Here is a 20692-nt window from a genome sequence, read left to right as displayed (position 1 = left end):
TGTCCCGAGCTCCGCCAGACCGGCGGCAGCCGCGAGATTGAGGCGGGGCATCCGCCAAGGGGAGCAGGCAATGGATTTTGGCAGGATTTCACGACGGCATTTGTTGCAAGGCGGTACGGCCCTGACCCTCGGCGCCGCGGCCGGCCTTCGCCCGGCCTTCGCAGCCGAGACGACCATCGGCTTCATCTATGTCGGCTCGCGTGACGACTACGGCTACAACCAGGCGCACGCGCAGGGGGCAGCGGCGCTGAAGAAGATTCCCGGCCTCAAGGTCGTCGAGGAAGAGAAGGTGCCGGAGACCGACGCGGTCGAGAAGACGATCGAGTCCATGATCAATCTCGACGGCGCCAGCCTGCTCTTCCCGACCTCATTCGGCTACTACAATCCGCACATGATCAAGATGGCCAACAAGTACCCGAAGCTCCGCTTCGAGCATTGCGGCGGCCTGTGGAGCGACAAGGATCCGAAGAACGCCGGCAGCTATTTCGGCTATATCGACGAAGCTCAATACATCTGCGGGATCGTCGCCGGCTACACCTCGAAGAGCGGAAAGCTCGGCTTCGTTGCGGCCAAGCCCATCCCGCAAGTGCTGCGCAATATCAACGCTTTCACGCTCGGGGCCAGGCTCGCCAATCCGAAGGCGACCACGCAGGTCATCTTCACCGGTGACTGGTCGATGCCGGTCAAGGAAGCCGAAGCCACCAACAGCTTGATCGACCAGGGCGTTGACGTGCTCACCTGCCATGTCGACGGTCCCAAGACCATGGTCGAGAACGCGGCACGACGCGGCGCCTTCGTCTGCGGCTATCACACCAACCAGTCGCCGCTCGCGCCGAAGGCGTATCTCACCGGCGCGGAGTGGAATTGGGAAGCGCTCTATCCGAAGTTCGTGAAGATGATTGCCGCCGGCGAGAGCATCCCAAACTTCTACCGCGGCGGCCTGAAGGAAGAGATCGTCAAGACATCGCCCTATGGCGAAGCGGTTTCCGCAGAGGCCCGCAAACACGCCGACGACGTAAAAGCCAAATTCCTGTCGCCTGAAGGCTACGCCATCTTCAAGGGAGGGCTGGTCGACAACAGGGGCAGGACCATGATCGCGGCCGGCACCGATCGCGGTCAAAAGGATCCCGAGCTCGAGAAGATGGACTATCTCGTCGAAGGTGTGATCGGAGCAACTTCGTGACAACGGAAGCTGCGGATCCCCTTGACGCGGCCGGGACGATTGCCCCGGCCGCCGATCCCGGCTTTCTCCAGCGCCACGGCGCAACAATTGAATACATCCTCATCCCGGGCGCGGCGCTCGTCGGCGCGCTCGCGGTCTTCGGCATCTTCGTCGCGATGTTCGGCAAGAATCCGCTCGACCTCTATTTCTACATGTACTACGGCGCGTTCGGCACCTGGTTTTCCTGGCAGAACACGCTCACGCGCGCTGCTCCCTTGATCCTAACAGCACTCTGCACGGCGCTGCCCGCGCAGCTCGGCATGGTCATCATCGGCGGCGAAGGCGCGCTCCTGATCGGCGCATTGTCGGCAACCAGCGCCGCATTGGCGCTCCAGGGCCTACCGCCGCTTGTCATCCAGATCGCCATGGTCATCGCCGGCGTGATCGGCGGAGGCTCGTGGATCATGTTGTCGGGCGGCTTGCGACAGTATCGCGGCGTCAACGAGACCATATCGAGCCTCTTGCTCGTCTACATCGCGCTCGCAATCCTCAACCATCTCGTCGAAGGCGCGATGCGCGATCCCGCAAGCCTCAACAAGCCCTCGACGCGCGAGATCGGCGCCGCCACCATGATCGGCACCATTCCCGGCACGGATGTGCATTGGGGCCTGGTGTTCGGCCTCATCGCCGCGATCGCCGCCTACATCCTGGTCTATCACACGGTGTTCGGCTTCGCCGCGCGGATTGCCGGCGGCAACATCCGCGCCGCGAAGATCGTCGGCCTCGGCGTCGACAAGCTGATACTGACCGTTTGCTTCCTTGCCGGCGGCGCCGCTGGCCTTGCCGGCATGGTCGAGGTGGCCGCCGTGCAGGGACGCACCAATGCCAACCTCGCGGCCGGCTACGGCTTCACCGGCATTCTCGTCGCCTTCCTAGCGCGGCAAAATCCGCTCGCCATCATCCCCGTGGCCATCCTGCTCGGCGGCATCAGCGCCAGCGGCGGCCTGCTGCAACGGCGCCTGGGACTGCCGGATGCGTCCGTGCTGGTGCTCCAGGGCATCATCTTCGTCTTCGTGCTGGCCAGCGATGCGCTCTACGGCCGCATCGGGTTCCTGAAGGGAAAATCCTGAGATGGCAGACGGATCGATCGGACTCTGGACCGTCCCGCTCGCCGTGCTCGGCGGCGCCATTCGCGTCTCCACGCCGTTCCTGTTCGTGAGCTTAGGGGAATGCATCACCGAGCGCTCCGGCCGCATCAATCTCGGCCTCGAAGGCACGCTGGTGATGGGCGCGATGAGCGCCTATGGCATCTCCTATGTCACGGGCTCACCGTGGCTTGGCGTGCTTGCCGCCGGCATCACCGGCGCGCTTTTGGGCGCGCTGCACGCCGGCATCTGCTCGCTGCCGCGCGTCAACGACGTTGCGGTGGGCATTGCGCTGATGCTGTTCGGCACCGGGCTTGCCTTCTACCTTGGAAAGCCGCTCATCGAGCCCACCGCGCCGCGGCTGCCCGCGATCGATTTCGGCTGGTGGAGCGACGTCCCGCAGGTCCGCGCTGCGCTGCGGGTCAACGTCCTTTTCCTGATCGGCCTCGCGCTTGCGCCGATCCTGTACTGGGCCTTCCGCACCACGCGCTGGGGCTTGCTCATCCGCACCGCCGGCGAGAGTTCGGACGCCGCCCGCGCGATGGGCCACTCCGTGCAGCTGATCCGCCTGCGCGCCACCATGGTCGGCGGCTTCCTCGCCGGCATCGGCGGCTCGTTCCTCTCGCTGTTCTATCCCGGCAGCTGGAACGAGGGTCTCTCCTCGGGCCAGGGCATCACAGCGGTCGCGCTCGTGATCTTCGCACGCTGGGATCCCCTGCTGTGCCTATGGGCCTCGCTCGCCTTCGGCGGCGCCGCGGCGCTGGGACCGGCGCTGCAATCTGTCGGCGTCACCTCCGGCTATCACCTCTTCAATGCCGCGCCCTACATCCTGACACTGGCGATCATGATCGTCACCTGCTCGCCCAAACGCACACTGACCGGCGCCCCGGCCGAATTGTCGATCACCCGCTAGAGAGCAAGATCATGCCCGATCGCCACATCAAATCCGAACCCTATGCCTGGCCCTACAACGGCGATCTTCGTCCCGAGAACACGGCGCTCATCATCATCGACATGCAGACCGATTTCTGCGGCGTCGGCGGCTATGTCGACAAGATGGGCTACGACCTCTCGCTGACGCGGGCACCGATCGAGCCGATCAGGAAGCTGCTCGCAGTGATGCGCAGCCAAGGCTTCCATATCATCCACACCCGTGAAGGCCACCGCCCCGATCTCTCCGATCTTCCCGCTAACAAGCGCTGGCGCTCGCGCCAGATCGGCGCCGGCATCGGCGATCCCGGCCCCTGCGGCCGCATCCTGGTGCGTGGCGAGCCCGGCTGGGACATTATCCCGGAGTTGGCACCGCTGCCGGGCGAGCCGATCATCGACAAGCCGGGCAAGGGCTCGTTCTGCGCCACCGACTTGGAGCTGATCCTGCGCGTGCGCGGCATCGATAATATCGTGCTGACCGGGATCACGACTGACGTCTGCGTTCACACTACGATGCGCGAGGCCAACGATCGCGGCTTCGAATGCGTGCTGCTGCACGATTGTTGCGGCGCGACCGACAAGAGCAACCATGACCACGCGCTGAAGATGATCAAGATGCAGGGCGGCGTGTTCGGCGCGGTCTCAACCTCCGACGCCGTCATCGGAGCGATTTCGTGATCATCGGCGAAACGCCACCGCCGTCAGGCGCCTTCGGCGTCGACGCCGTCGCCATGACGATGCGCTTCGGCGATTTCCTGGCGCTGGACAATGTCGAGCTGAAAGTGCGGCCGGGCTCCTTCCACGCGCTGCTCGGCGAGAACGGCGCTGGCAAGTCGACCCTGGTCAAATGCATCATGGGCTATTACCACGCGACCGAAGGCGACATCCTCGTCGGCGGGCGCGAGCAGGCGATCGGCAATCCGAAGGACGCCCACGCGCTCGGGCTCGGCATGGTCTATCAGCATTTTACACTGGTGCCCGCGATGACGGTCGCGGAAAACCTCGTGCTGGCCCGCGACGACGTGCCGGCCGTGGTGAACTGGCCGAAGGAGATGAAGGAGCTCGAAGCGTTCTTGAGCCGCATGCCCTTCAAGGTGCCGCTCGGCGCGAAAGTCGCGGACATCTCTGCCGGCGAACGGCAGAAGTGCGAGATCCTCAAGCAGCTCTACCTGAAGCGTCGCTTCCTGATCCTGGACGAGCCGACCTCGGTGCTGACGCCGGCAGAAGCCGACGAGGTGCTCGGCATGCTCCGCGACATGGTCGTCAGGGGCGAGCTGACCATCCTGATGATCACGCACAAGTTCCGCGAGGTCCTGGCCTTCGCCGATGACGTCACGATCCTGCGCCGCGGAAAGCTCGCCGGAGCCGGCAAGGTCGCCGAGCTCACGCCGGACGCGATGGCACGCACCATGATCGGCGCCGAGCAATTGACGGTGCAGCCACCGCGCACCGGCGCGGCTGGCCAAGCCAGGCTCGAGCTGCAAAAGCTTCGCGCACTCGACGATGCCGGCGCAGTCGCCGTGCATGACGTCTCGCTCACCGTCCGCGCCGGCGAGATCGTCGGCATTGCAGGTGTTTCCGGCAACGGCCAACGCCAGCTGGTCGAGGTGCTGGCGGGCCAGCGCGAGGCCGAAAGCGGCGAGATCCGTGTTGCCGGCGATCCCTACCGCGCCAGCCGTGAGGAGATGCGGCGGCACAAGATGTCGCTTCTGCCCGAGGAGCCGCTGAAGAACGCCTGCGTCGGCGGCATGAGCGTCGCCGACAACATCGCCTTCCGCGAATTCGACCGTGCGCCCTTCGCCCGTGGCGGCTGGTGGCTCAATCGCGGCGCCTTTCGCGAGGGGGCAAGGACGAAGATCGCGCAGTACAAGATCAAGACCCGCACGCCGGACACGCCGATCTCGGCCCTGTCGGGCGGCAACGTGCAACGCGCCGTGCTCGCCCGCGAGCTAGGCGGCGATGTCGAGGTTCTGATCGCGGCCAATCCCTGTTTCGGCCTCGACTTCGCCGCGGTGGCGCAGATCCACGCCGAGATCATGGCCGCGCGCAACCGCGGCGCCGCCGTGCTGCTCGTCAGCGAGGACCTTGATGAGCTGCTCGAACTGTCCGACCGGCTGGTGGTGATGTTCCACGGCGAATTCGTGTATGAAGCACCGAACAGCGAGGCCGATCTCACCGAGATCGGCCGGCACATGGCGGGACACTGACCACGGAGTAGCGATGAGCGGCGCATCCGAGCGGGACGAGCACTTTCTGCGTCTAGCCTTCGCGGTCGCCCGCCGTTCCCTCACCCATGGCAATCATCCCTTCGGCTGCATCGTCGTCGATGCCGACGGCAACGTGCTGATCGAGACCGAGAACGGCTATCTGCCGGATCATGACGGCACCGCGCATGCCGAGCGCCTGGCGGCGACGCAGGCCTGCCGCACGCTCAGTCGCGAGGTGTTGGCGATGGCGACGCTCTATTCCTCCGCAGAACCCTGCGCGATGTGTTCAGGCGCGATCTACTGGGCCGGCATCGGCCGCGTGGTCTACGGTCTCAGCGAGCACCGCCTGCGCGGCCTTACCGGCAACCATCCGGAGAATCCGACGCTCGACCTGCCCTGCCGCGAGGTCTTTGCCAGCGGACAGCGCCCGACCGAGGTGGTCGGGCCTTTGCTGGAGGACGAGGCCGAGGCGCTGCACGAGGGCGTGTGGACGAAGTAGCAGCACATCCAAAAGGGGATGACGCCGCGGAGGTTTGACGCGGCGCCATCGTTTCACCTGGAGAGCGTAGATGACTAGAACTTTACGGTGATACCGGAGTAGAGCGAGGACTCGGTGCAGGAGCCGGTGCTCACCGTCCGGCCACCGACGGCCGTGGTACAGCCGACGGCAAGATTGTGATCGAGGCCGAACTTGTTCTGCCAATAGCGGTAGGCCACCCAGACATCCACGAAGTGGGAGTACTTGTCACCCCAGGCTGCCTTCGAGGCATCGAAGGTCAGACGGATGGGCTCGGAGTTTAGCTCAACCGCGGTGTTGTAGACGCCATTCGCCGGGCTGTAGGGCAGCGGCTCGGTGTCGGTGCCCTTCTTGCCGTACCAGCCGGCACGGCCGCTGATCGAGAAGTACTGCATGTTCGGCGGCAGGAAGCCGAGGTCCATATAGTAATTGACTTCGACAGCCCAGGTTGGCTTGAACGACGTGTTGCCGTCCGCCAGACACGTGATTCCGGGAACGCCCGGGCCGAACAGGCCACACTGGCTGAAGGAATTGTGGTTGGCGAACTCCCAATAGACCAGCGGCGCGACGTTGATGTAGCCCTTGTAGGGCAGGTCGAACGCGAACTGCAGACCGCCGACGACGTCGCGCTTGGCGGCGCCGAAATACCTGTTCTCCGTATTGGCGTCCATGCCGACTTCGAACGAAATGTTGTGCAGCGGCCCCGCGCTGAAAGCCTTGGTGTCGAAGAGCTCGTTCCAGCCGAAGGTCGAACGGAACAGGCCATAGATTTCGGTCGCCCCGGCGCAGGATGCCGGCGTGCCGAAGATCGTGCCGGCATTGGTGCAGGGCCCCGCCGGGTCATTGTGATCCGACTTGTACATCGAGATGGTGAAGAAGTTCGTGCCGTACGCCCAGGCGTCGAAATGGGTGAACGAGTAGACCTGCTTTGTGGTTTTGCTGTTGATCGACCCATCCGGCCGGAACGACCACGCGCCCGGCTGCGAAGCGTTGAAGATGTACGAGAAGGTGACGCGGTTATCGATGATCAGGAAGAATGGAAGGTCCGGCGCCTTCTTGGCCGCCTTCACTGGCAGATCCGCCGCCTGAGCTAGGCCACCGGTGGCCAGCGTAGCAAGTGACAGCGCCGCTGCTGCCATTGCCGTGTAACGAAACGACATCCTGAATACCCCAAGTTTGGACGTTTAAAAATGAACGTCCCTGGGTGCGACACTTGCGCCGATCTCCCGGAGTGCGAAGCCTCAACTTTTCACATGACGTGCCGCTTGTTGCGGCAGCACGCGACGAATCAAGGAGGAGATTGCAGAGTGCCCGGACGCGGTGAGCACGAGCGGCGGGGATCGCTATTGCCGAACATTCCCGATTGTTCTTATTCCGTTTTCTGATCGCGCCCCGATGCGAAGCCGAGTTGAAGCAGCCGTCGCGACCGCTGCGCTCTGAGCGATGGATGGACGGCCCTGCGATTGCTCAACATGGCGTCAAGCCTGCCCACAGCGTTCCGATTTGGCTTGAACCGTCACAAATTTGCAACAGGCACCGCAGCGATCGTCACTCGAAACCATGGATCGGCACACCGGCACTGCCACCCCTGCCGCGGCGTTGAGCAAGGCATGACGCTTTTTCGCATCTTACGCGGCGGCTCAAACTAGCTCAGTATTGAGGCACTTCATCCATGCCGATGCATCAGCGAATGTTCGATCCGACGCCTCAAGGCCTGCACTCCAGCGAGCCCCCGCTGCTTCAAACGGTGGGGCTCACCAAACGCTATGGGGACTTCATCGCCAACGATTCCATCGATATCGAGATCCGGCCGAGGGAAATCCACGCGCTGCTCGGCGAGAACGGCGCCGGCAAGTCGACGCTGGTCAAGGCAATCTACGGATTGATCCAGCCCAGCGGGGGCGAGATCCGCTGGCACGGCGAACCAATCGTGCTGTCCGGTCCCTCCGACGCGCGCAGCCGCGGCATCGGCATGGTGTTCCAGCATTTCTCGCTGTTCGACAATCTCACCGTCGCCGAGAACGTCGCGCTCGGCCTCGATGGCAAGGAACCCTTCAAGGACATGTCGGCGCGGCTGGAGCAGGTGTCGAAGACCTACGGACTGCCGCTCGATCCCCGGCGCGAGGTCTGGCAATTGTCGGTCGGCGAGCGCCAACGTATCGAGATCGTCCGCGCGCTGATGCAGGATCCGAAATTCCTGATCCTGGACGAGCCCACCGCGGTGCTGACGCCGCAGGAGGGCGACCAACTCTTCATCGTGCTGGAGCGGCTCAAGGCCGAAGGCCGCGCCATCCTCTACATCAGCCACAAGTTAGACGAAGTGAAGCGGCTGTGCGACACCGCGACGATCCTGCGCGGCGGCAGGAAGGTCGAGACCTGCAATCCCCAGCGCGAGACCGCCGCCTCGCTCGCGCGCATGATGGTCGGCGGCGAGATCAAGCAAGTGAGGGCCGCATCCGGTCGCAAAACCACTGTGCCGCGGCTCGTGGTCAACGACCTCTCGCTGGCCCCTGCCGAGGCGCATGGCGTACGGCTCGAGCATATTTCCTTCGAGTTGAAGGGCGGCGAGATCCTGGGCATCGCCGGCGTCGCCGGCAACGGCCAGGATGAGCTGTTCGCCGCACTCTCCGGCGAGCGCCTGTCGAAGCACTCCGGCACCGTCGTGATCGAGGGTATCGCCGCCGGCCACCTCTCGATCACGCAGCGGCGCAAGCTTGGCGCCGCTTTCGTTCCCGAGGAGCGGCTCGGTCACGGCACTGCACCGCGCATGAAGCTGTCCGAGAATGCGCTGCTCACCGGACATGCCGCCAGCGGCATGGTTCGTCACGGCTTCATCGATACCGCCGCCACCCTCAAGACCGTCGACCGCGCGACCGAAACGTTTGACGTGCGCAAGGCCAAGCGCGATCCGGAAGCAGCATCGCTTTCCGGCGGCAATCTGCAGAAATTCATCGTCGGACGCGAGATCCTGCGCAACCCCGCGGTGCTGGTGGTGAGCCAGCCGACCTGGGGCGTCGACGCCGGCGCCGCCGCGATCATCCGGCAGGCGCTGCTTGATCTCGCAACCGCAGGCGCCGCGGTGCTCGTAACCAGCCAGGACCTCGACGAGCTCGCGGAGATCGCCGACCGCATCGCCGTGATGTTTCACGGCCGGCTGACGGCTCCACTCGCCGCCAGCGAGGCGAGCCGCGAAAAGCTCGGCCTTTTGATGGGCGGCAGCAGCCTGGAGCCGAAGGAAGCCACGCATGCAGTTGGTGCTTGAGAAGCGCGCCGAGCGCTCCAACACGATCGCGCTGATCTCGCCGCTGATCGCGATCGGCCTGACGATCGTGACGATGGTCATCCTGCTCGCGATCCTCGGCAAGAATCCGCTGCTCGCTTTGCATGCCTATTTTATCGCGCCCCTGACCGACGGCTATTCGCTCCAGGAGATCGCCGTGAAGGCGACACCGTTGGTGATGATCGCGATCGGGCTCTCGCTCTGCTATCTCGCCAATGCCTGGAATATCGGCGCCGAGGGACAATTCCTGATCGGCGCCGTCGCCGGAAGCTGGATCGCGGTGAAGACGCAAGGTACTGACGTCGGCCCTTGGGTTTTGCCGGCCATGCTCGTGCTCGCCGCCGCCGCGGGCGCGCTCTATGCGCTGATTCCGGCGATCTGCAAGGTGAAGTTCGGCGCCAGCGAAATCCTGACCAGCCTGATGCTGGTCTATGTCGCCGACCTCTTCCTCGACTATCTCGTGCGCGGGCCCTGGCGCGATCCGCACGGCTTCAACTTCCCGACCACGGCCGAGTTCGATCCGGTAGCGACGGTGCCGCTGCTGATCGAAGGCGGCAGGCTGCATCTCGGCGCCATGATCGCCCTACTCGTCGTCGCAGCCGTTGCGATCCTGCTCGGGCGCACCATCAAGGGCTTTGAGATCCGCGTGGTTGGCGCAGCGCCGCGTGCCGCGCGGTTCGGCGGCTTCAATGCCGACCAGCTCGTCATCCTCACCTTTGCCATCTCCGGTGCGCTCGCGGGCCTCGCCGGCATCATCGAGGTCGCGGGCCCCGTCGGGCATCTTCAGCCCGGCATTTCGCCTGGTTACGGCTTTACTGCGATCATCGTGGCTTTCCTCGGCCGACTGAACCCGCTTGGAATATTAATTGCAGGCCTGTTCCTCGCATTGACCTTTATCGGTGGCGAGCAGGCGCAGATCGCGATGAAGATTCCGTTGGATGTCACCAAGGTTTTCCAGGGCATTCTGCTGTTCTACGTGCTCGCCTGCGATTCCCTCATTCTCTACCGTTTCAAGCTGGTCTTCCCAAACCGACAGGTGGCCCGTGGAGCTGGTTGAGGCCATCATCCTCGCGGTGCTCGCGGCGTCGACGCCGCTGCTGATTGCTGCGACCGGTGAGCTCGTGACCGAGCGCTCCGGCGTGCTCAATCTCGGTGTTGAGGGCATGATGATCGTCGGTGCGGCCTGCGGCTTTGCCGGCGCGTGGCTCACCGGGTCCACCTTCATTGGTGCGCTGTTCGGCATCGTCGCGGGCACGTTGATGTCACTGATCTTCGCGCTGATGACGCTCGGGCTCGCCGTCAACCAAGTTGCAACGGGTCTCGCGCTGACTATCCTCGGCATCGGGCTCTCCGGCCTGATCGGCGCCGGCTTCGTCGGAGAGCGCATCACGCCGGCAGTGCACCTCGCCATTCCCGGCGTCACCGAGATCCCGCTGGTCGGGCGCGTGCTGTTCGGCGAGGACGGTTTTGTCTACTTCTCGGTCGCACTGATCGTCGGCGTCTGGTGGTTCCTGCACCGCACGCGTGCGGGATTGGTCCTGCGCGCCTGTGGCGACAATCATTTCTCCGCGCATGCGCTCGGCTATCGCGTGCTGCGCATCCGCACCTTTGCTGTCATGTTCGGTGGCGCCTGCGCAGGGCTTGCGGGCGCTTATCTGCCGCTGGCCTATACTCCGTTCTTCATTCCCGGCATGACAGCAGGCCGCGGCTGGATCGCACTGGCGCTGGTCGTATTCTCGTCCTGGCGGCCGGGCCGGCTCGTCGTTGGTGCTTATCTCTTCGGCGCCGTGACGATCCTGCAATTGCACGCCCAAGGCTGGGGCGTCGGCATTCCCTCGCAGTTCATGTCCGCGCTGCCCTACCTCGCAACCGTTATCGTCCTCGTCCTGCTCTCCCGCGCGCGCACCGGCGGCTCGACCGCGCCGGCCGCGCTCGGCACCGTGTTCGTGCCTGACCGCTGAGTTTTCATTTCCGCAGCGTGCGCGATGGGGCGCGCGCGTTTCGGATCGTGGCTTTCCCCTGATGTTTGGAGACTGATGATGAGGAAATCACTTCTTGCGCTGGCTGCCGGGCTCTTGGTTGCCGGGAGCGTCGGTGCAGCCTCTGCCGACAAGCTGAAGGTAGGCTTCATTTATCTCGGTCCGATCGGAGACCTCGGCTGGACCTATCAGCATGATCTCGCCCGCCAGGCGCTGGTGAAGGAATTGGGCGACAAGATCGAGACCACCTATCTCGAGAACGTGCCCGAAGGCCCGGACGCCGAGCGCTCCATCGAGCAGCTCGTCCGCGCCGGCAACAAGCTGATCTTCACGACGTCGTTCGGCTACATGGACCCGACGCTGAAGGTCGCCAAGAAATACCCGAATGTGCATTTCGAGCACGCCACCGGCTACAAGCGCAACCCGAACATGTCGACCTATTCGGCCAAATGGTATCAGGGCCGCTACATTCAAGGCCTAATCGCGGCCAAGATGTCGAAGTCCGGCGTGCTGGGCTATATCGGCTCGTTCCCGATTCCGGAGGTCGTCTCCGGCATCAACGCGACGATGCTGGCGGCGCAGACCATCAACCCGAACATCAAGGTCAAGATCATCTGGGCCAACACCTGGTTCGATCCGGGCAAGGAGGCCGACGCCGCCAAGGCGTTGATCGATCAGGGCGCCGACGTCATCATGCAGCACACGGATTCCCCGGCCGCGATGCAGATCGCGAGCGAGCGCGGCAAGCTCGCCTTCGGCCAGGATTCCGAGATGATCAAGTTCGGACCCAAGACTCAGCTGACCTCAATCCTCGACACCTGGGGCCCCTACTACATCGAGCGTGTCAAGGCCGAGCTCGCCGGCACCTGGAAATCCGAGGACACCTGGGGCGGCCTCGACAGCCACATGTTCGCGATGGCGCCCTATACCAACATGCCTGATGACGTGAAGAAAATGGCCGAGGATGCCCAGGCCGCGATCACAGCCGGCAAGCTGCACCCGTTCAAATGCCCGATCGTGGGGCAGGACGGCAAGCCGGTCGAGTGCAAGGGCGGCGATCACCTCGATGACGGCCAGATTCTCGGCATGAATTTCTACGTGAAGGGCATCGACGACAAGCTTCCGGGCAAGTAGCACGCTTCTTGCTTTGACCAGATCACCTGCTCCTCCCGGAGGAGGTTCGGAGGGGGTGGCCAGAAGCACCCGGCACTTGTGGTCGCCCCCTCTTTTATCCCACCCGCATGCTCCGCGCCGCCGAACTGTGGCGGCGGATGAGGTCCGCCACATCGAAGCCCGGGATGGCGCCATCGACCACGGCCCATTGTCCCGCGACCATCACCCGATCGGCCCGGTACGCCCCGCACAGCACCAATGCCGCCAGCGGATCGCCATGGCCGGAGAATCGCAGCTCGTCGAGCTTGAACAGCGCTAGATCGGCGGCCTTGCCGACCGCGATCTCGCCGAGTTCCGGACGGCCCACGCAAGCCGCCGAGCCCCTGGTGGCCCAGCGCAGCGCGTCCTTGTGGCTGACCTTTGTCACGCCGTAGCGGGCCCGTTGCAGCAGGAATGCGGCGCGCACTTCCTGCATCAGGTTCGACCCGTCGTTGGAGGCTGAGCCGTCGACGCCGATGCCGATGCCGACGCCGGCCTCCTCCATCTCGCAGACGGGACAGCAGCCGGACGCCAGCAGTTGGTTGCTGCACGCGCAGTGGCTAATGGTCGTCCTGGCCTTACCGAGCCGCTTGATCTCGTCGGCGTTGAAGAAGATTCCGTGAGCGAGCCAGGTCCGCGCCTGCAGCCAGCCGCATTGTTCTAGATAGTCAAGCGGGCGGCAGCCATACATCTGCTCGCAGAACTTGTTCTCGTCCTCGGTCTCGGCGAGATGGGTGTGCAGGCGCACATCGAGCTTGTCGGCAAGCTCGGCAGTGGCACGCATCAAGGATGTCGTCACGGAGAATGGCGAGCACGGCGCGAGCGCGATCTGCACCATCGCATCCGCGCCGCGCTGGTGATGCTTGGCGACCACGCGCGCGCTGTCGGCGAGGATGGTGTCCTCGTCCTGCACGACGCTGTCGGGCGGCAGGCCGCCGTCGCGTTGCGACAGGTTCATCGAGCCGCGCGTGAGCGAGACGCGCACACCGAGCCGCTTCGCCACCGCCACCTCGATATCGACAGCGTCTTCGAGTCCTGCCGGGAATACGTAATGGTGATCGGTCGTCGTCGTGCAGCCCGACAACAGCAGTTCCGACATCGCGACGGTGACGCCGAGCTCCAGCGCCTCCGGCGTCAGCTTCGCCCACACGGGATAGAGCGCCTGGAGCCAGGGAAACAGCTCGCGATCCATCGCCGCCGGCAGCGCCCGCGTCAGCGTCTGGTAGAAATGGTGATGGGTGTTGATGAGACCGGGCAGCACGACGTGTTCACCGGCATCGAACACCGCGACATCCGCGGTCGCAGGCGTCCCGCCAGCCGGCACCAGTTCGACAATCCGGCCATCCTTCACGACGATCCCGCGCTCCGCCCCGTCGGCGAAGACGGCCAGGGGGTCCCTGATCCAGATCGCACTTGCGTCGGTCATGATTGCCGCTTCTCCTCACATCCGCTGATGGCAGGCCTGCAAGGCAGAGGCCAGCCCGATTGCGTTCCGGCTGCGACTTGTTGTTGCGACTTGGCTCCGGTCTTGCAAGACTTTCTCTTGTCCGATTCACCCGGCGGAAGCGTTGGCGCAACCATGGATTTGAATACCATCACAGCCGTCGTCCATCCGCAAACGCGGGCGCAGCTGCCCGTTTGGACGGCGGGCGACGCGTGGCTCGCAGGCGGCACCTGGCTGTTCTCGGAGCCGCAGGTCCACCTGACGCGGCTGATCGATCTCACCGACCTGAAATGGCCGGCGCTGACGATCACCGAGAGCCATCTCAGCATCGCCGCCACCTGCACCATCGCAGAGCTCGATGGTCTCGCCTGCCCGTCCGACTGGCTCGCGGCGCCGCTGATCGGCCAGTGCTGTCGGGCCTTTCTTGCTTCGTTCAAGATCTGGAAGACGGCAACGGTCGGCGGCAATCTCTGCATGTCGCTGCCTGCGGGACCGATGATCTCGCTCACATCAGCGCTCGAGGGCGTCTGCACCATCTGGAAGGCCGACGGCGGTGAACAGAGGATCTCCGTCGCCGACTTCGTCACCGGCAACCAGCGCAACCGCCTGACGTCAGGCGACCTGGTCCGGCAGATCGATATCCCGATTGCCGCGTTCAGGCGCCGTACCGCCTTTCGCCAGATCTCGCTGGCGCCTGTCGGCCGCTCGGCGGCGCTTCTGATCGGTAGCCTCGATCCGGATGGCACACTGACTTTGACGGTTACCGCATCGACGGTGCGGCCGATCCAGCTCACCTTTCGCAAGAGCCCGGACCCGAGTGCGCTTCGCGATGTGATCGCGCAGCAGATCACGGACGACATGTACCATACCGACATCCATGGCAAGCCGCTCTGGCGCAAGCACATGACGCTGCGGCTCGCAGAGGAGATCCGCGGCGAGCTCCTGGGGGGATCGCCATCATGAGCTTCGAAGTCAACGGCAAGGCGTTTGCGCAGGAGCCGCGCGCCGGCCAGTGCCTGCGCACGTTCCTGCGCGAGCTCGGCCATTTCGGCGTGAAAAAGGGCTGCGATGCCGGTGATTGCGGGGCCTGCACGGTGCTGCTGGATGGCGAGCCGGTACATAGCTGCTTGATCCCGGCGTTCCGCGTCCAGGGGCGCACCGTCACCACGATCGAAGGTCTTGGCGGGGACCACGGCGTCCATCCGATGCAGCAGGCGTTCCTCGATGCGCAAGGCTTTCAATGCGGCTTCTGCACCGCCGGCATGATCCTGACCTGCGCCTCGCTGAACCAGGCGCAGCGCACCGATCTCGGCATAGCGTTGAAGGGCAATATCTGCCGCTGCACCGGTTATCGTTCGATCGAGGATGCGATCCTCGGCAAGACCAATGTCGAGGCGAGCGTCGAGGCCGGCGCCGCATTCGGCCGCAGCCTGCCGGCCCCTGCAGGTCCCGACATCGTGCGCGGCAAGGCGCGCTACACCTTCGACACCGCCATCGACGGACTGCTGCACATCAAGCTGCTGCGTTCGCCTCATGCCCACGCCAGGATCGTTGCGATCGACAAGTCGGGCGCCCTTGGCGTCCCCGGGGTCCACGCCGTGCTAACGCATGAGGATGCGCCGCCTGTCCTGATTTCGACCGCGCGGCATGAGAAGGAGTGGATGGATCCCGAGGACACCCGCATCCTCGACGACGTCGTCCGCTTCGTCGGTCAGAAGGTTGCCGCCGTCGTTGCCGAGAGCGAAGCGGCCGCCGAGGAGGCGTGCCGTCGGCTGAAGGTCGATTACGAGATCCTGCCCGCGCTGATTGATCCGGAGCAGGCGATGGCGCCGGGCGCGCCCGTCGTTCATCCTGCCCGCACCATCGCGAACCGCGTCGCTGACGCCCAGCGCAATCTCGTCGCGGAGACGCATGGCGAATTCGGCGACGTCGCCGCTGCGCTCGCGACCTCCGCCGTCACCTTCGAGGGCACCTTTCACAGTCATCGTGTGCAGCACGCCGCATTGGAGACCCATGGCGGCCTGGCCTGGCTCGACGACGCGGGCGTGCTCAACGTCCGCACCTCGACGCAGGTCCCGTTCCTGACCCGGCGCGCGTTGTCCGATATCTTCAAGCTTCCCATGGACAACGTCCGCGTGTTTTGCGAGCGCGTCGGCGGCGGCTTTGGCGGCAAGCAGGAGATGTTCGTCGAGGACGTCCTGGCGCTCGCTACGCTCAAGACCGGGCGGCCGGTGAAACTCGAGCTGACCCGCGAGGAGCAGTTCATCGCGACCTCGACGCGCCACCCGATGCGGGTCCACATCAAGGCCGGCGCCGATGCCGCAGGCAAGCTCACCGCGCTCCAGCTCGACGTGCTCTCCAACACGGGCGCCTATGGCAATCACGCCGGCCCCGTGATGTTCCACGCGCTGGCGGAATCCATCAGCGTCTATAATTGTCCGAACAAGCGCGTCGACGGCGCCGCCGTCTACACCAACACGGTGCCGGCGGGTGCGTTTCGTGGCTACGGCCTGCCGCAGGCATTGATCGCGGTGGAGGCCGCGATCGACGAGCTGGCGAAGCAGCTCGGCATCAGTCCCTACGAAATGCGCCGGCGCAACATCGTCAGGCCCGGCGACCCCATGCTGTCGCCGCCGCCGTCCGAATATCACGACGTCGTCTATGGCTCCTACGGGCTCGACCAGTGCCTCGACCTCGTCGAGCGCGCGATGCAGGCCGATGGCCCGCAACCGGACCTGTTGCCGGAATGGCTGATCGGCGACGGCATCGCGCTGACCATGATCGACACGGTGCCGCCGGCAGGCCATATCGCCGACGCCATGATCGCGCTCAACGACGACGGCGCTTTCGACCTGACCGTCGGCACTGCTGAGTTCGGCAACGGCACCAGCACCGTGCACCGGCAGATCGCTGCAACGACGCTTGCGACCACCGTCGACAGGATCCGCCTGCGCCAATCCGACACCGCCCATGGCGGGCACGACACCGGCGCCTATGGCAGCGCGGGCATGTTCGTTGCCGGTAAGGCGACGCATGCGGCGGCCATACAGCTTGCGACCGAGCTGAAGGCGGCGGCCGCAGACGCCTGGCTGTGCGATGCCGGGAGCTGCGCGCTTGAAGCTGACGCCGTCGTTAGCGGCGTCCGGCGCATGCCTTTTACGGAGCTGGCGAAGCTCGCGCGCGAACGGGGACAGCCATTGGCAGGCATCGGCAATTCGGACGGCACGCCCCGCTCAGTCGGCTTCAACGTGCAGGGCTTTCGCGTTGCCGTGAACAAGGGCACCGGCGAGCTCAAGATTCTCAGGAGCGTGCACGCGGCCGACGCAGGCGTCGTCGCCAATCCCATGCAATGCCGCGGGCAGCTCGAAGGCGGTGTCGCGCAGGCGCTCGGCGCCGCGCTCTACGAGGAGATGGTGATCGACGCAGACGGCCGGGTCACCAACCCGAAGTTCCGCGACTACCACCTGCCCTCCTTCGCCGACGTGCCCCGAACCGAGGTGTTCTTCGCCGAGACGTCCGACACGATCGGACCGCTGGGCGCGAAATCGATGAGCGAGAGTCCGTACAATCCGGTCGCGGCCGCGCTCGGCAACGCGATTGCCGATGCCACCGGCATCCGCTTCACCGCGCCGCCCTTCAAGCCGGACCGGCTGTTTCCGGCGCTGCTCGAGAAGTTTGGCGGCTAGAGCGGGATGGTTCGCTTCACCTCTCCCGTAGGGAGAGGTCGGAACGCATCGAAGATGCGATCCGGGTGAGGGGTTTGGGTCTCACTGAGTCCCACCGCCCCTCACCCGGATTGCTGCGCAATCCGACCTCTCCCCGTCGGGGAGAGGTGAACCAACGACAGCCCATCGAACTTACATGCTTTAGCTGCCGCGATAGGTCGAATAGCTCCACGGCGTGACCAGGAGCGGCACGTGATAGTGCCCCTCCGGCTCGCTGACCGCAAAGCGCAGCGGAATCTCGTCGAGGAACGGCGGGTCGGACAACGGCACGTTACGCTCGGCGTAATATCTGGCAACGCTGAACCTGAGCTCGTAGCGGCCGATCGGCATGGGGCGACCGCCGATCAGCGGCTGATCCGTGCGGCCGTCCGAGTTGGTCACTGTGCGCGCAATGACACGGTTCTCGCCGAGATTCGCAAGCTCGACCAGCTCGACCGGGATGCCGGGCGCGGGCTTGCCCGTGTGATTGTCGAGCACATGCGTCGACATCCGGCCGTGCACCTTCAGCTTGTCGCCGGCGACGATGAGCTGATCCAGCCGCAGCGCGGAGATGCGGCCGATCTCCTCGATCGCACGCCTTGTCTCGGTCTTGACGATGTTGAGCAGCCTCGTCTCGAAGTCACGCAGGATGGAATCCCTGGTGTGACGGCGGACGCAGACGATATAGGGGAAGCCGAACTTGTCCCGATAGGCATTGTTGACGCGCTCGAACGCCGCGAATTCGGCGTCCGACAGCCGGTCGAGGCCGGCGCTGTTTTGCTCGTCCGTCGATTCCGCCGTGAGACCGGCGGCGCGCTGCGTCTTGTTGGCAAGATCGGGATGCGCACGGATCAATGCCAATTGCACGTCCGGTTCAGCGCTCTGGATCGCCGCCATCAGCGCGGCGTGCAACTGGTTGATGCCCGCGAACGGCCGCTTGCCGGCGAGCTGCTCGGCGATCCATGGCGAATATTCGACGACGTTGGCGAGTGCCGCGACGAAATCGGCTTTGCTTGCGGCGTTGAGGTCGGCCAGCGAGATCTGCGACATCATCCTCTCACTCGATCTCGAATGCGTCGGCCGCAAGGTGCGCGTGCTTGTCGTGCCAGTGCTGCGCGATCTGCAATCGCGTCGGCACCCAGACGCGCTCGTGCCTGCCGATATAATCCAGGAAGCGCATCAGCCCCGCAGCGCGGCCAGGCCGGCCGGCAAGGCGGCAGTGCAGGCCGACCGACATCATCTTCGGCGCGGTCAGCCCTTCCGCATAGAGCACGTCGAAGGCATCCTTCAGATAGGTGAAGAACTGCTCGCCGTCGGCAAACCCTTGCGGGTTGATGAAGCGCATGTCGTTGGCATCTAACGTGTAGGGAATGATGAGTTGCTTGCCGCCTGCGCCCCTGACCCAATACGGCAGATCGTCGGCATAGGAGTCGCAGAGATAGAGGAAGCCGCCCTCCTCCATCAGGAGACGGTTGGTATTGATGGAGGAGCGCCCGGTGTACCAGCCGAGCGGCCGCGATCCGGTCGCCTCGATGTGGAGGCGGATGGCTTCGGCGATCTCGGCGCGCTCCTGCGCCTCGGTCATGTCCTTGTGCTCGATCCACTTCAGGCTGTGGCTGGCGATGTCCCAGCCCGCCTCCTTCATGGCAGCTACGATTTCCGGATTGCGTTTCAGCGCGGTCGCGACTCCGAACACGGTGGCCGGCCAGTTGCGTTCGCCGAACATCCGCCACAGCCGCCAGAAGCCTGCGCGCGAGCCATATTCGAACATCGATTCGATGTTGGCGTGGCGCTGGCCCGGCCAGGGCTGCGCCCCGAGCACGTCGGACAGAAAGGCTTCCGAGGCGCGGTCGCCGTGCAGAATATTGTTCTCGCCGCCTTCCTCGAAATTGACGACGAACTGCACCGCAATCCGCGCGTTGCCGGGCCACTCGGGATGCGGCGGATTGCGGCCGTAACCGCGAAGATCGCGCGGGTAGCTTGCGTCGGTCACTCAGACTTCCTCGAAGCGGATCGGTAGAGCGCCCTTCCACAGCACGCTCTTGCCGAGCGTCGCCAGATTCTCCAGGCCCGAAGTCATCGTGATGAAATGGTTGCCGGCGAGCTGGCCCATCTTGCTCGCGAAATGCACGCCACCATAGGCGAGCAGGATCTCGGTCTCGCTGATGCCGCCGGGATAGAGGATGATCTGGCCGGGCGCGGGATAGCTCGTGTGGTTCTCGTAGCCGACGCCGAAATCGAAATCGCCGAGCGGCATCCACACCCCTTCGCCACTCCAGCGCACATGGATGATGTGACTTTCGAACGGCAGCGCCTTGCGGAAGGCGGCGACAGTCTTGGGTGCCAGCTGCTCCTCGAAGCGGGCATCGAAGGTGAAATCGCCGGCGCGGATAACGAGTTTGCTCATCTCATCTCTCTGGGTCGGGGGCGTAGCCCACCGTGGACTCCTCGGCAAAGAGCATTCCGTCGGGCTTCGCGCAAGGGGCGTAGCCGCATCCCCGGCGGTCGTAGGACCAGCCGAAAATGCCGCTCCGCCGGACCTCCGGCTCCGCGGCAGGCAGCGGCGCCTCCTTCAGTTCCGTGTGCGGCGACGGGGGCGGCGCCGGCAGGGTCTCGCATGTCATGGAGTAGACCAACTTGCCATCCGCCGTACGCCCGATCGGGGCACAGGGGTCCGGATGCGCCGCCGTGGTCTGCGGCTTCATCTTGACTTGCGCAGCCGCCGGCGAGGCGATCAGCAGCAGAACCAGCAGATATCTGGACATCGTTGTCGCTCTGAAAACTCAACGCGACCATTGAACCGGATTGCGGCGGGCAAGTCCACCGGCGCCGCGGGTGCGATTGCGGAATATTTAGCCGAATGCGCAGACACGCCTTCGCATCCTCGCGGCGGATTTCGCCCGAGCTTTGCTTCGTCGCTCCACCCTTAAAGCCGGGAGGGCGGAAGGCCGGGTGCTGACCTAGCACCCACGGTCCGCTGTGCGAAAGGCACACGCAGAAAACTGCACAGCGGCATACAGGTGCGCAAGAAGCCCCGCAACGTCATCCTCTCTGATCAGGAAGTCCGGGAATTCGTCGCGGCCGCATATGCCCTCGATGACAAGCTGGGCATACTAGTTGAAACGCTGGCAGTTACTGGTGCGCGGCCGAGCCAAACGACTTCGTCGGGATG

Annotated in this window: 17 protein-coding genes and 1 pseudogene; 12 read left to right on the top strand and 6 right to left on the bottom strand. The window is 64.7% G+C overall.

Translation table 11 applies throughout. The annotated features are described in order from the left end of the window. Window positions 1–70: 70 nt before the first annotated feature. From IVA78_RS28260 to IVA78_RS28235, 6 genes are read left to right on the top strand one after another with little or no spacing between them, the layout of a single operon-like run. On the top strand, window positions 71–1183 hold the full coding sequence (locus tag IVA78_RS28260) for a BMP family ABC transporter substrate-binding protein (RefSeq protein WP_247468803.1): 1113 nt from the start codon (window positions 71–73) through the stop codon (window positions 1181–1183). Beyond that, window positions 1180–2292 carry an ABC transporter permease gene (locus IVA78_RS28255; protein WP_247468802.1) on the top strand — a complete coding sequence of 371 codons (1113 nt, stop codon included), beginning with the start codon at window positions 1180–1182 and terminating at the stop codon, window positions 2290–2292. Before IVA78_RS28260 ends, IVA78_RS28255 begins: the two co-directional genes overlap by 4 nt. A 1-nt stretch (window position 2293) precedes the next feature. Next, window positions 2294–3220, top strand: coding sequence for an ABC transporter permease (locus tag IVA78_RS28250; protein WP_247280556.1), 927 nt, complete (start codon window positions 2294–2296; stop codon window positions 3218–3220). Window positions 3221–3231: 11 nt separating this feature from the next. Then, window positions 3232–3915 (top strand): isochorismatase family cysteine hydrolase, encoded by a 684-nt coding sequence (locus IVA78_RS28245; protein WP_247460544.1) that lies wholly within the window; start codon window positions 3232–3234, stop codon window positions 3913–3915. Continuing rightward, window positions 3912–5444 (top strand): ABC transporter ATP-binding protein, encoded by a 1533-nt coding sequence (locus IVA78_RS28240; protein ID WP_247468801.1) that lies wholly within the window; start codon window positions 3912–3914, stop codon window positions 5442–5444. Before IVA78_RS28245 ends, IVA78_RS28240 begins: the two co-directional genes overlap by 4 nt. Before the next feature lie 13 nt (window positions 5445–5457). After that, entirely contained in the window at window positions 5458–5943 is a 486-nt protein-coding gene (locus IVA78_RS28235) for a nucleoside deaminase (RefSeq protein ID WP_247468800.1), read from the top strand. A 74-nt stretch (window positions 5944–6017) separates the two neighbouring features. Here IVA78_RS28235 and IVA78_RS28230 read toward each other — a convergent pair whose 3' ends face one another. Further along, window positions 6018–7121, bottom strand: a complete 1104-nt coding sequence (locus IVA78_RS28230; RefSeq protein ID WP_247468799.1) for a hypothetical protein — start codon at window positions 7119–7121, stop codon at window positions 6018–6020. 512 nt (window positions 7122–7633) lie between these two features. Here IVA78_RS28230 and IVA78_RS28225 point away from each other — a divergent pair. From IVA78_RS28225 to IVA78_RS28210, 4 genes are all read left to right on the top strand, one after another. Next, window positions 7634–9223, top strand: coding sequence for an ABC transporter ATP-binding protein (locus IVA78_RS28225; protein WP_247468798.1), 1590 nt, complete (start codon window positions 7634–7636; stop codon window positions 9221–9223). Then, window positions 9207–10298 (top strand): ABC transporter permease, encoded by a 1092-nt coding sequence (locus IVA78_RS28220; RefSeq protein ID WP_247468797.1) that lies wholly within the window; start codon window positions 9207–9209, stop codon window positions 10296–10298. Before IVA78_RS28225 ends, IVA78_RS28220 begins: the two co-directional genes overlap by 17 nt. Continuing rightward, complete coding sequence (locus IVA78_RS28215; protein ID WP_247468796.1) at window positions 10285–11202, top strand: ABC transporter permease; 918 nt, start codon at window positions 10285–10287, stop codon at window positions 11200–11202. Before IVA78_RS28220 ends, IVA78_RS28215 begins: the two co-directional genes overlap by 14 nt. 78 nt (window positions 11203–11280) lie before the next feature. Then, window positions 11281–12354, top strand: a complete 1074-nt coding sequence (locus IVA78_RS28210) for a BMP family ABC transporter substrate-binding protein (protein ID WP_247460682.1) — start codon at window positions 11281–11283, stop codon at window positions 12352–12354. Window positions 12355–12448: 94 nt separating this feature from the next. Here the strand turns inward: IVA78_RS28210 and IVA78_RS28205 are convergent, their stop codons facing one another. Continuing rightward, window positions 12449–13798, bottom strand: coding sequence for an 8-oxoguanine deaminase (locus IVA78_RS28205; RefSeq protein ID WP_247460530.1), 1350 nt, complete (start codon window positions 13796–13798; stop codon window positions 12449–12451). Between the two features lie 153 nt (window positions 13799–13951). Here IVA78_RS28205 and IVA78_RS28200 point away from each other — a divergent pair, with 153 nt between their 5' ends. Beyond that, a complete protein-coding gene (locus IVA78_RS28200) occupies window positions 13952–14779 on the top strand; it encodes an FAD binding domain-containing protein (protein ID WP_247460529.1) in 828 nt (275 codons plus the stop codon). Further along, window positions 14776–17502, top strand: a complete 2727-nt coding sequence (locus IVA78_RS28195; protein WP_247460527.1) for a molybdopterin cofactor-binding domain-containing protein — start codon at window positions 14776–14778, stop codon at window positions 17500–17502. The genes IVA78_RS28200 and IVA78_RS28195 overlap by 4 nt, the downstream gene beginning before the upstream one ends. 180 nt (window positions 17503–17682) lie before the next feature. On the opposite strand, the gene uraD is transcribed toward IVA78_RS28195, so the two are convergent. The 4 genes and pseudogenes from uraD to IVA78_RS28175 all read right to left on the bottom strand — a co-directional run. Next, on the bottom strand, window positions 17683–18570 hold the full coding sequence (gene uraD / locus IVA78_RS28190; RefSeq protein ID WP_247460680.1) for a 2-oxo-4-hydroxy-4-carboxy-5-ureidoimidazoline decarboxylase: 888 nt from the start codon (window positions 18568–18570) through the stop codon (window positions 17683–17685). 7 nt (window positions 18571–18577) lie between these two features. Continuing rightward, window positions 18578–19513 (bottom strand): allantoinase PuuE, encoded by a 936-nt coding sequence (gene puuE / locus IVA78_RS28185; RefSeq protein WP_247460525.1) that lies wholly within the window; start codon window positions 19511–19513, stop codon window positions 18578–18580. Continuing rightward, the gene (locus IVA78_RS28180; RefSeq protein ID WP_247301922.1) at window positions 19514–19927 is read right to left on the bottom strand and encodes a DUF3830 family protein; all 414 of its coding nucleotides are present in this window, start codon (window positions 19925–19927) and stop codon (window positions 19514–19516) included. It abuts the gene before it with no gap. Window positions 19928–20018: 91 nt separating this feature from the next. Beyond that, a pseudogene (locus tag IVA78_RS28175) lies at window positions 20019–20285 on the bottom strand (hypothetical protein); the annotation flags it as partial. Window positions 20286–20692 lie beyond the last annotated feature (407 nt).

It is taken from the genome of Bradyrhizobium sp. 137 (assembly GCF_023074095.1).
In the GTDB taxonomy this organism is placed as follows: domain Bacteria; phylum Pseudomonadota; class Alphaproteobacteria; order Rhizobiales; family Xanthobacteraceae; genus Bradyrhizobium.
The sequence above is the reverse complement of the archived record's forward strand: the minus strand, read 5'-3'. Positions and strand labels throughout refer to the sequence as shown.

Excerpts from the sequence above, each read along its gene's own strand:
- IVA78_RS28260 (WP_247468803.1), top strand. The coding sequence starts at position 71 with ATGGATTTTGGCAGGATTTCACGACGGCATTTGTTGCAAGGCGGTACG.
- IVA78_RS28250 (WP_247280556.1), top strand. The coding sequence starts at position 2,294 with ATGGCAGACGGATCGATCGGACTCTGGACCGTCCCGCTCGCCGTGCTC.
- IVA78_RS28245 (WP_247460544.1), top strand. The coding sequence starts at position 3,232 with ATGCCCGATCGCCACATCAAATCCGAACCCTATGCCTGGCCCTACAAC.
- IVA78_RS28235 (WP_247468800.1), top strand. The coding sequence starts at position 5,458 with ATGAGCGGCGCATCCGAGCGGGACGAGCACTTTCTGCGTCTAGCCTTC.
- IVA78_RS28230 (WP_247468799.1), bottom strand. The coding sequence starts at position 7,121 with ATGTCGTTTCGTTACACGGCAATGGCAGCAGCGGCGCTGTCACTTGCT.
- IVA78_RS28225 (WP_247468798.1), top strand. The coding sequence starts at position 7,634 with ATGCCGATGCATCAGCGAATGTTCGATCCGACGCCTCAAGGCCTGCAC.
- IVA78_RS28220 (WP_247468797.1), top strand. The coding sequence starts at position 9,207 with ATGCAGTTGGTGCTTGAGAAGCGCGCCGAGCGCTCCAACACGATCGCG.
- IVA78_RS28210 (WP_247460682.1), top strand. The coding sequence starts at position 11,281 with ATGAGGAAATCACTTCTTGCGCTGGCTGCCGGGCTCTTGGTTGCCGGG.
- IVA78_RS28205 (WP_247460530.1), bottom strand. The coding sequence starts at position 13,798 with ATGACCGACGCAAGTGCGATCTGGATCAGGGACCCCCTGGCCGTCTTC.
- IVA78_RS28200 (WP_247460529.1), top strand. The coding sequence starts at position 13,952 with ATGGATTTGAATACCATCACAGCCGTCGTCCATCCGCAAACGCGGGCG.
- IVA78_RS28195 (WP_247460527.1), top strand. The coding sequence starts at position 14,776 with ATGAGCTTCGAAGTCAACGGCAAGGCGTTTGCGCAGGAGCCGCGCGCC.
- uraD (WP_247460680.1), bottom strand. The coding sequence starts at position 18,570 with ATGTCGCAGATCTCGCTGGCCGACCTCAACGCCGCAAGCAAAGCCGAT.
- IVA78_RS28180 (WP_247301922.1), bottom strand. The coding sequence starts at position 19,927 with ATGAGCAAACTCGTTATCCGCGCCGGCGATTTCACCTTCGATGCCCGC.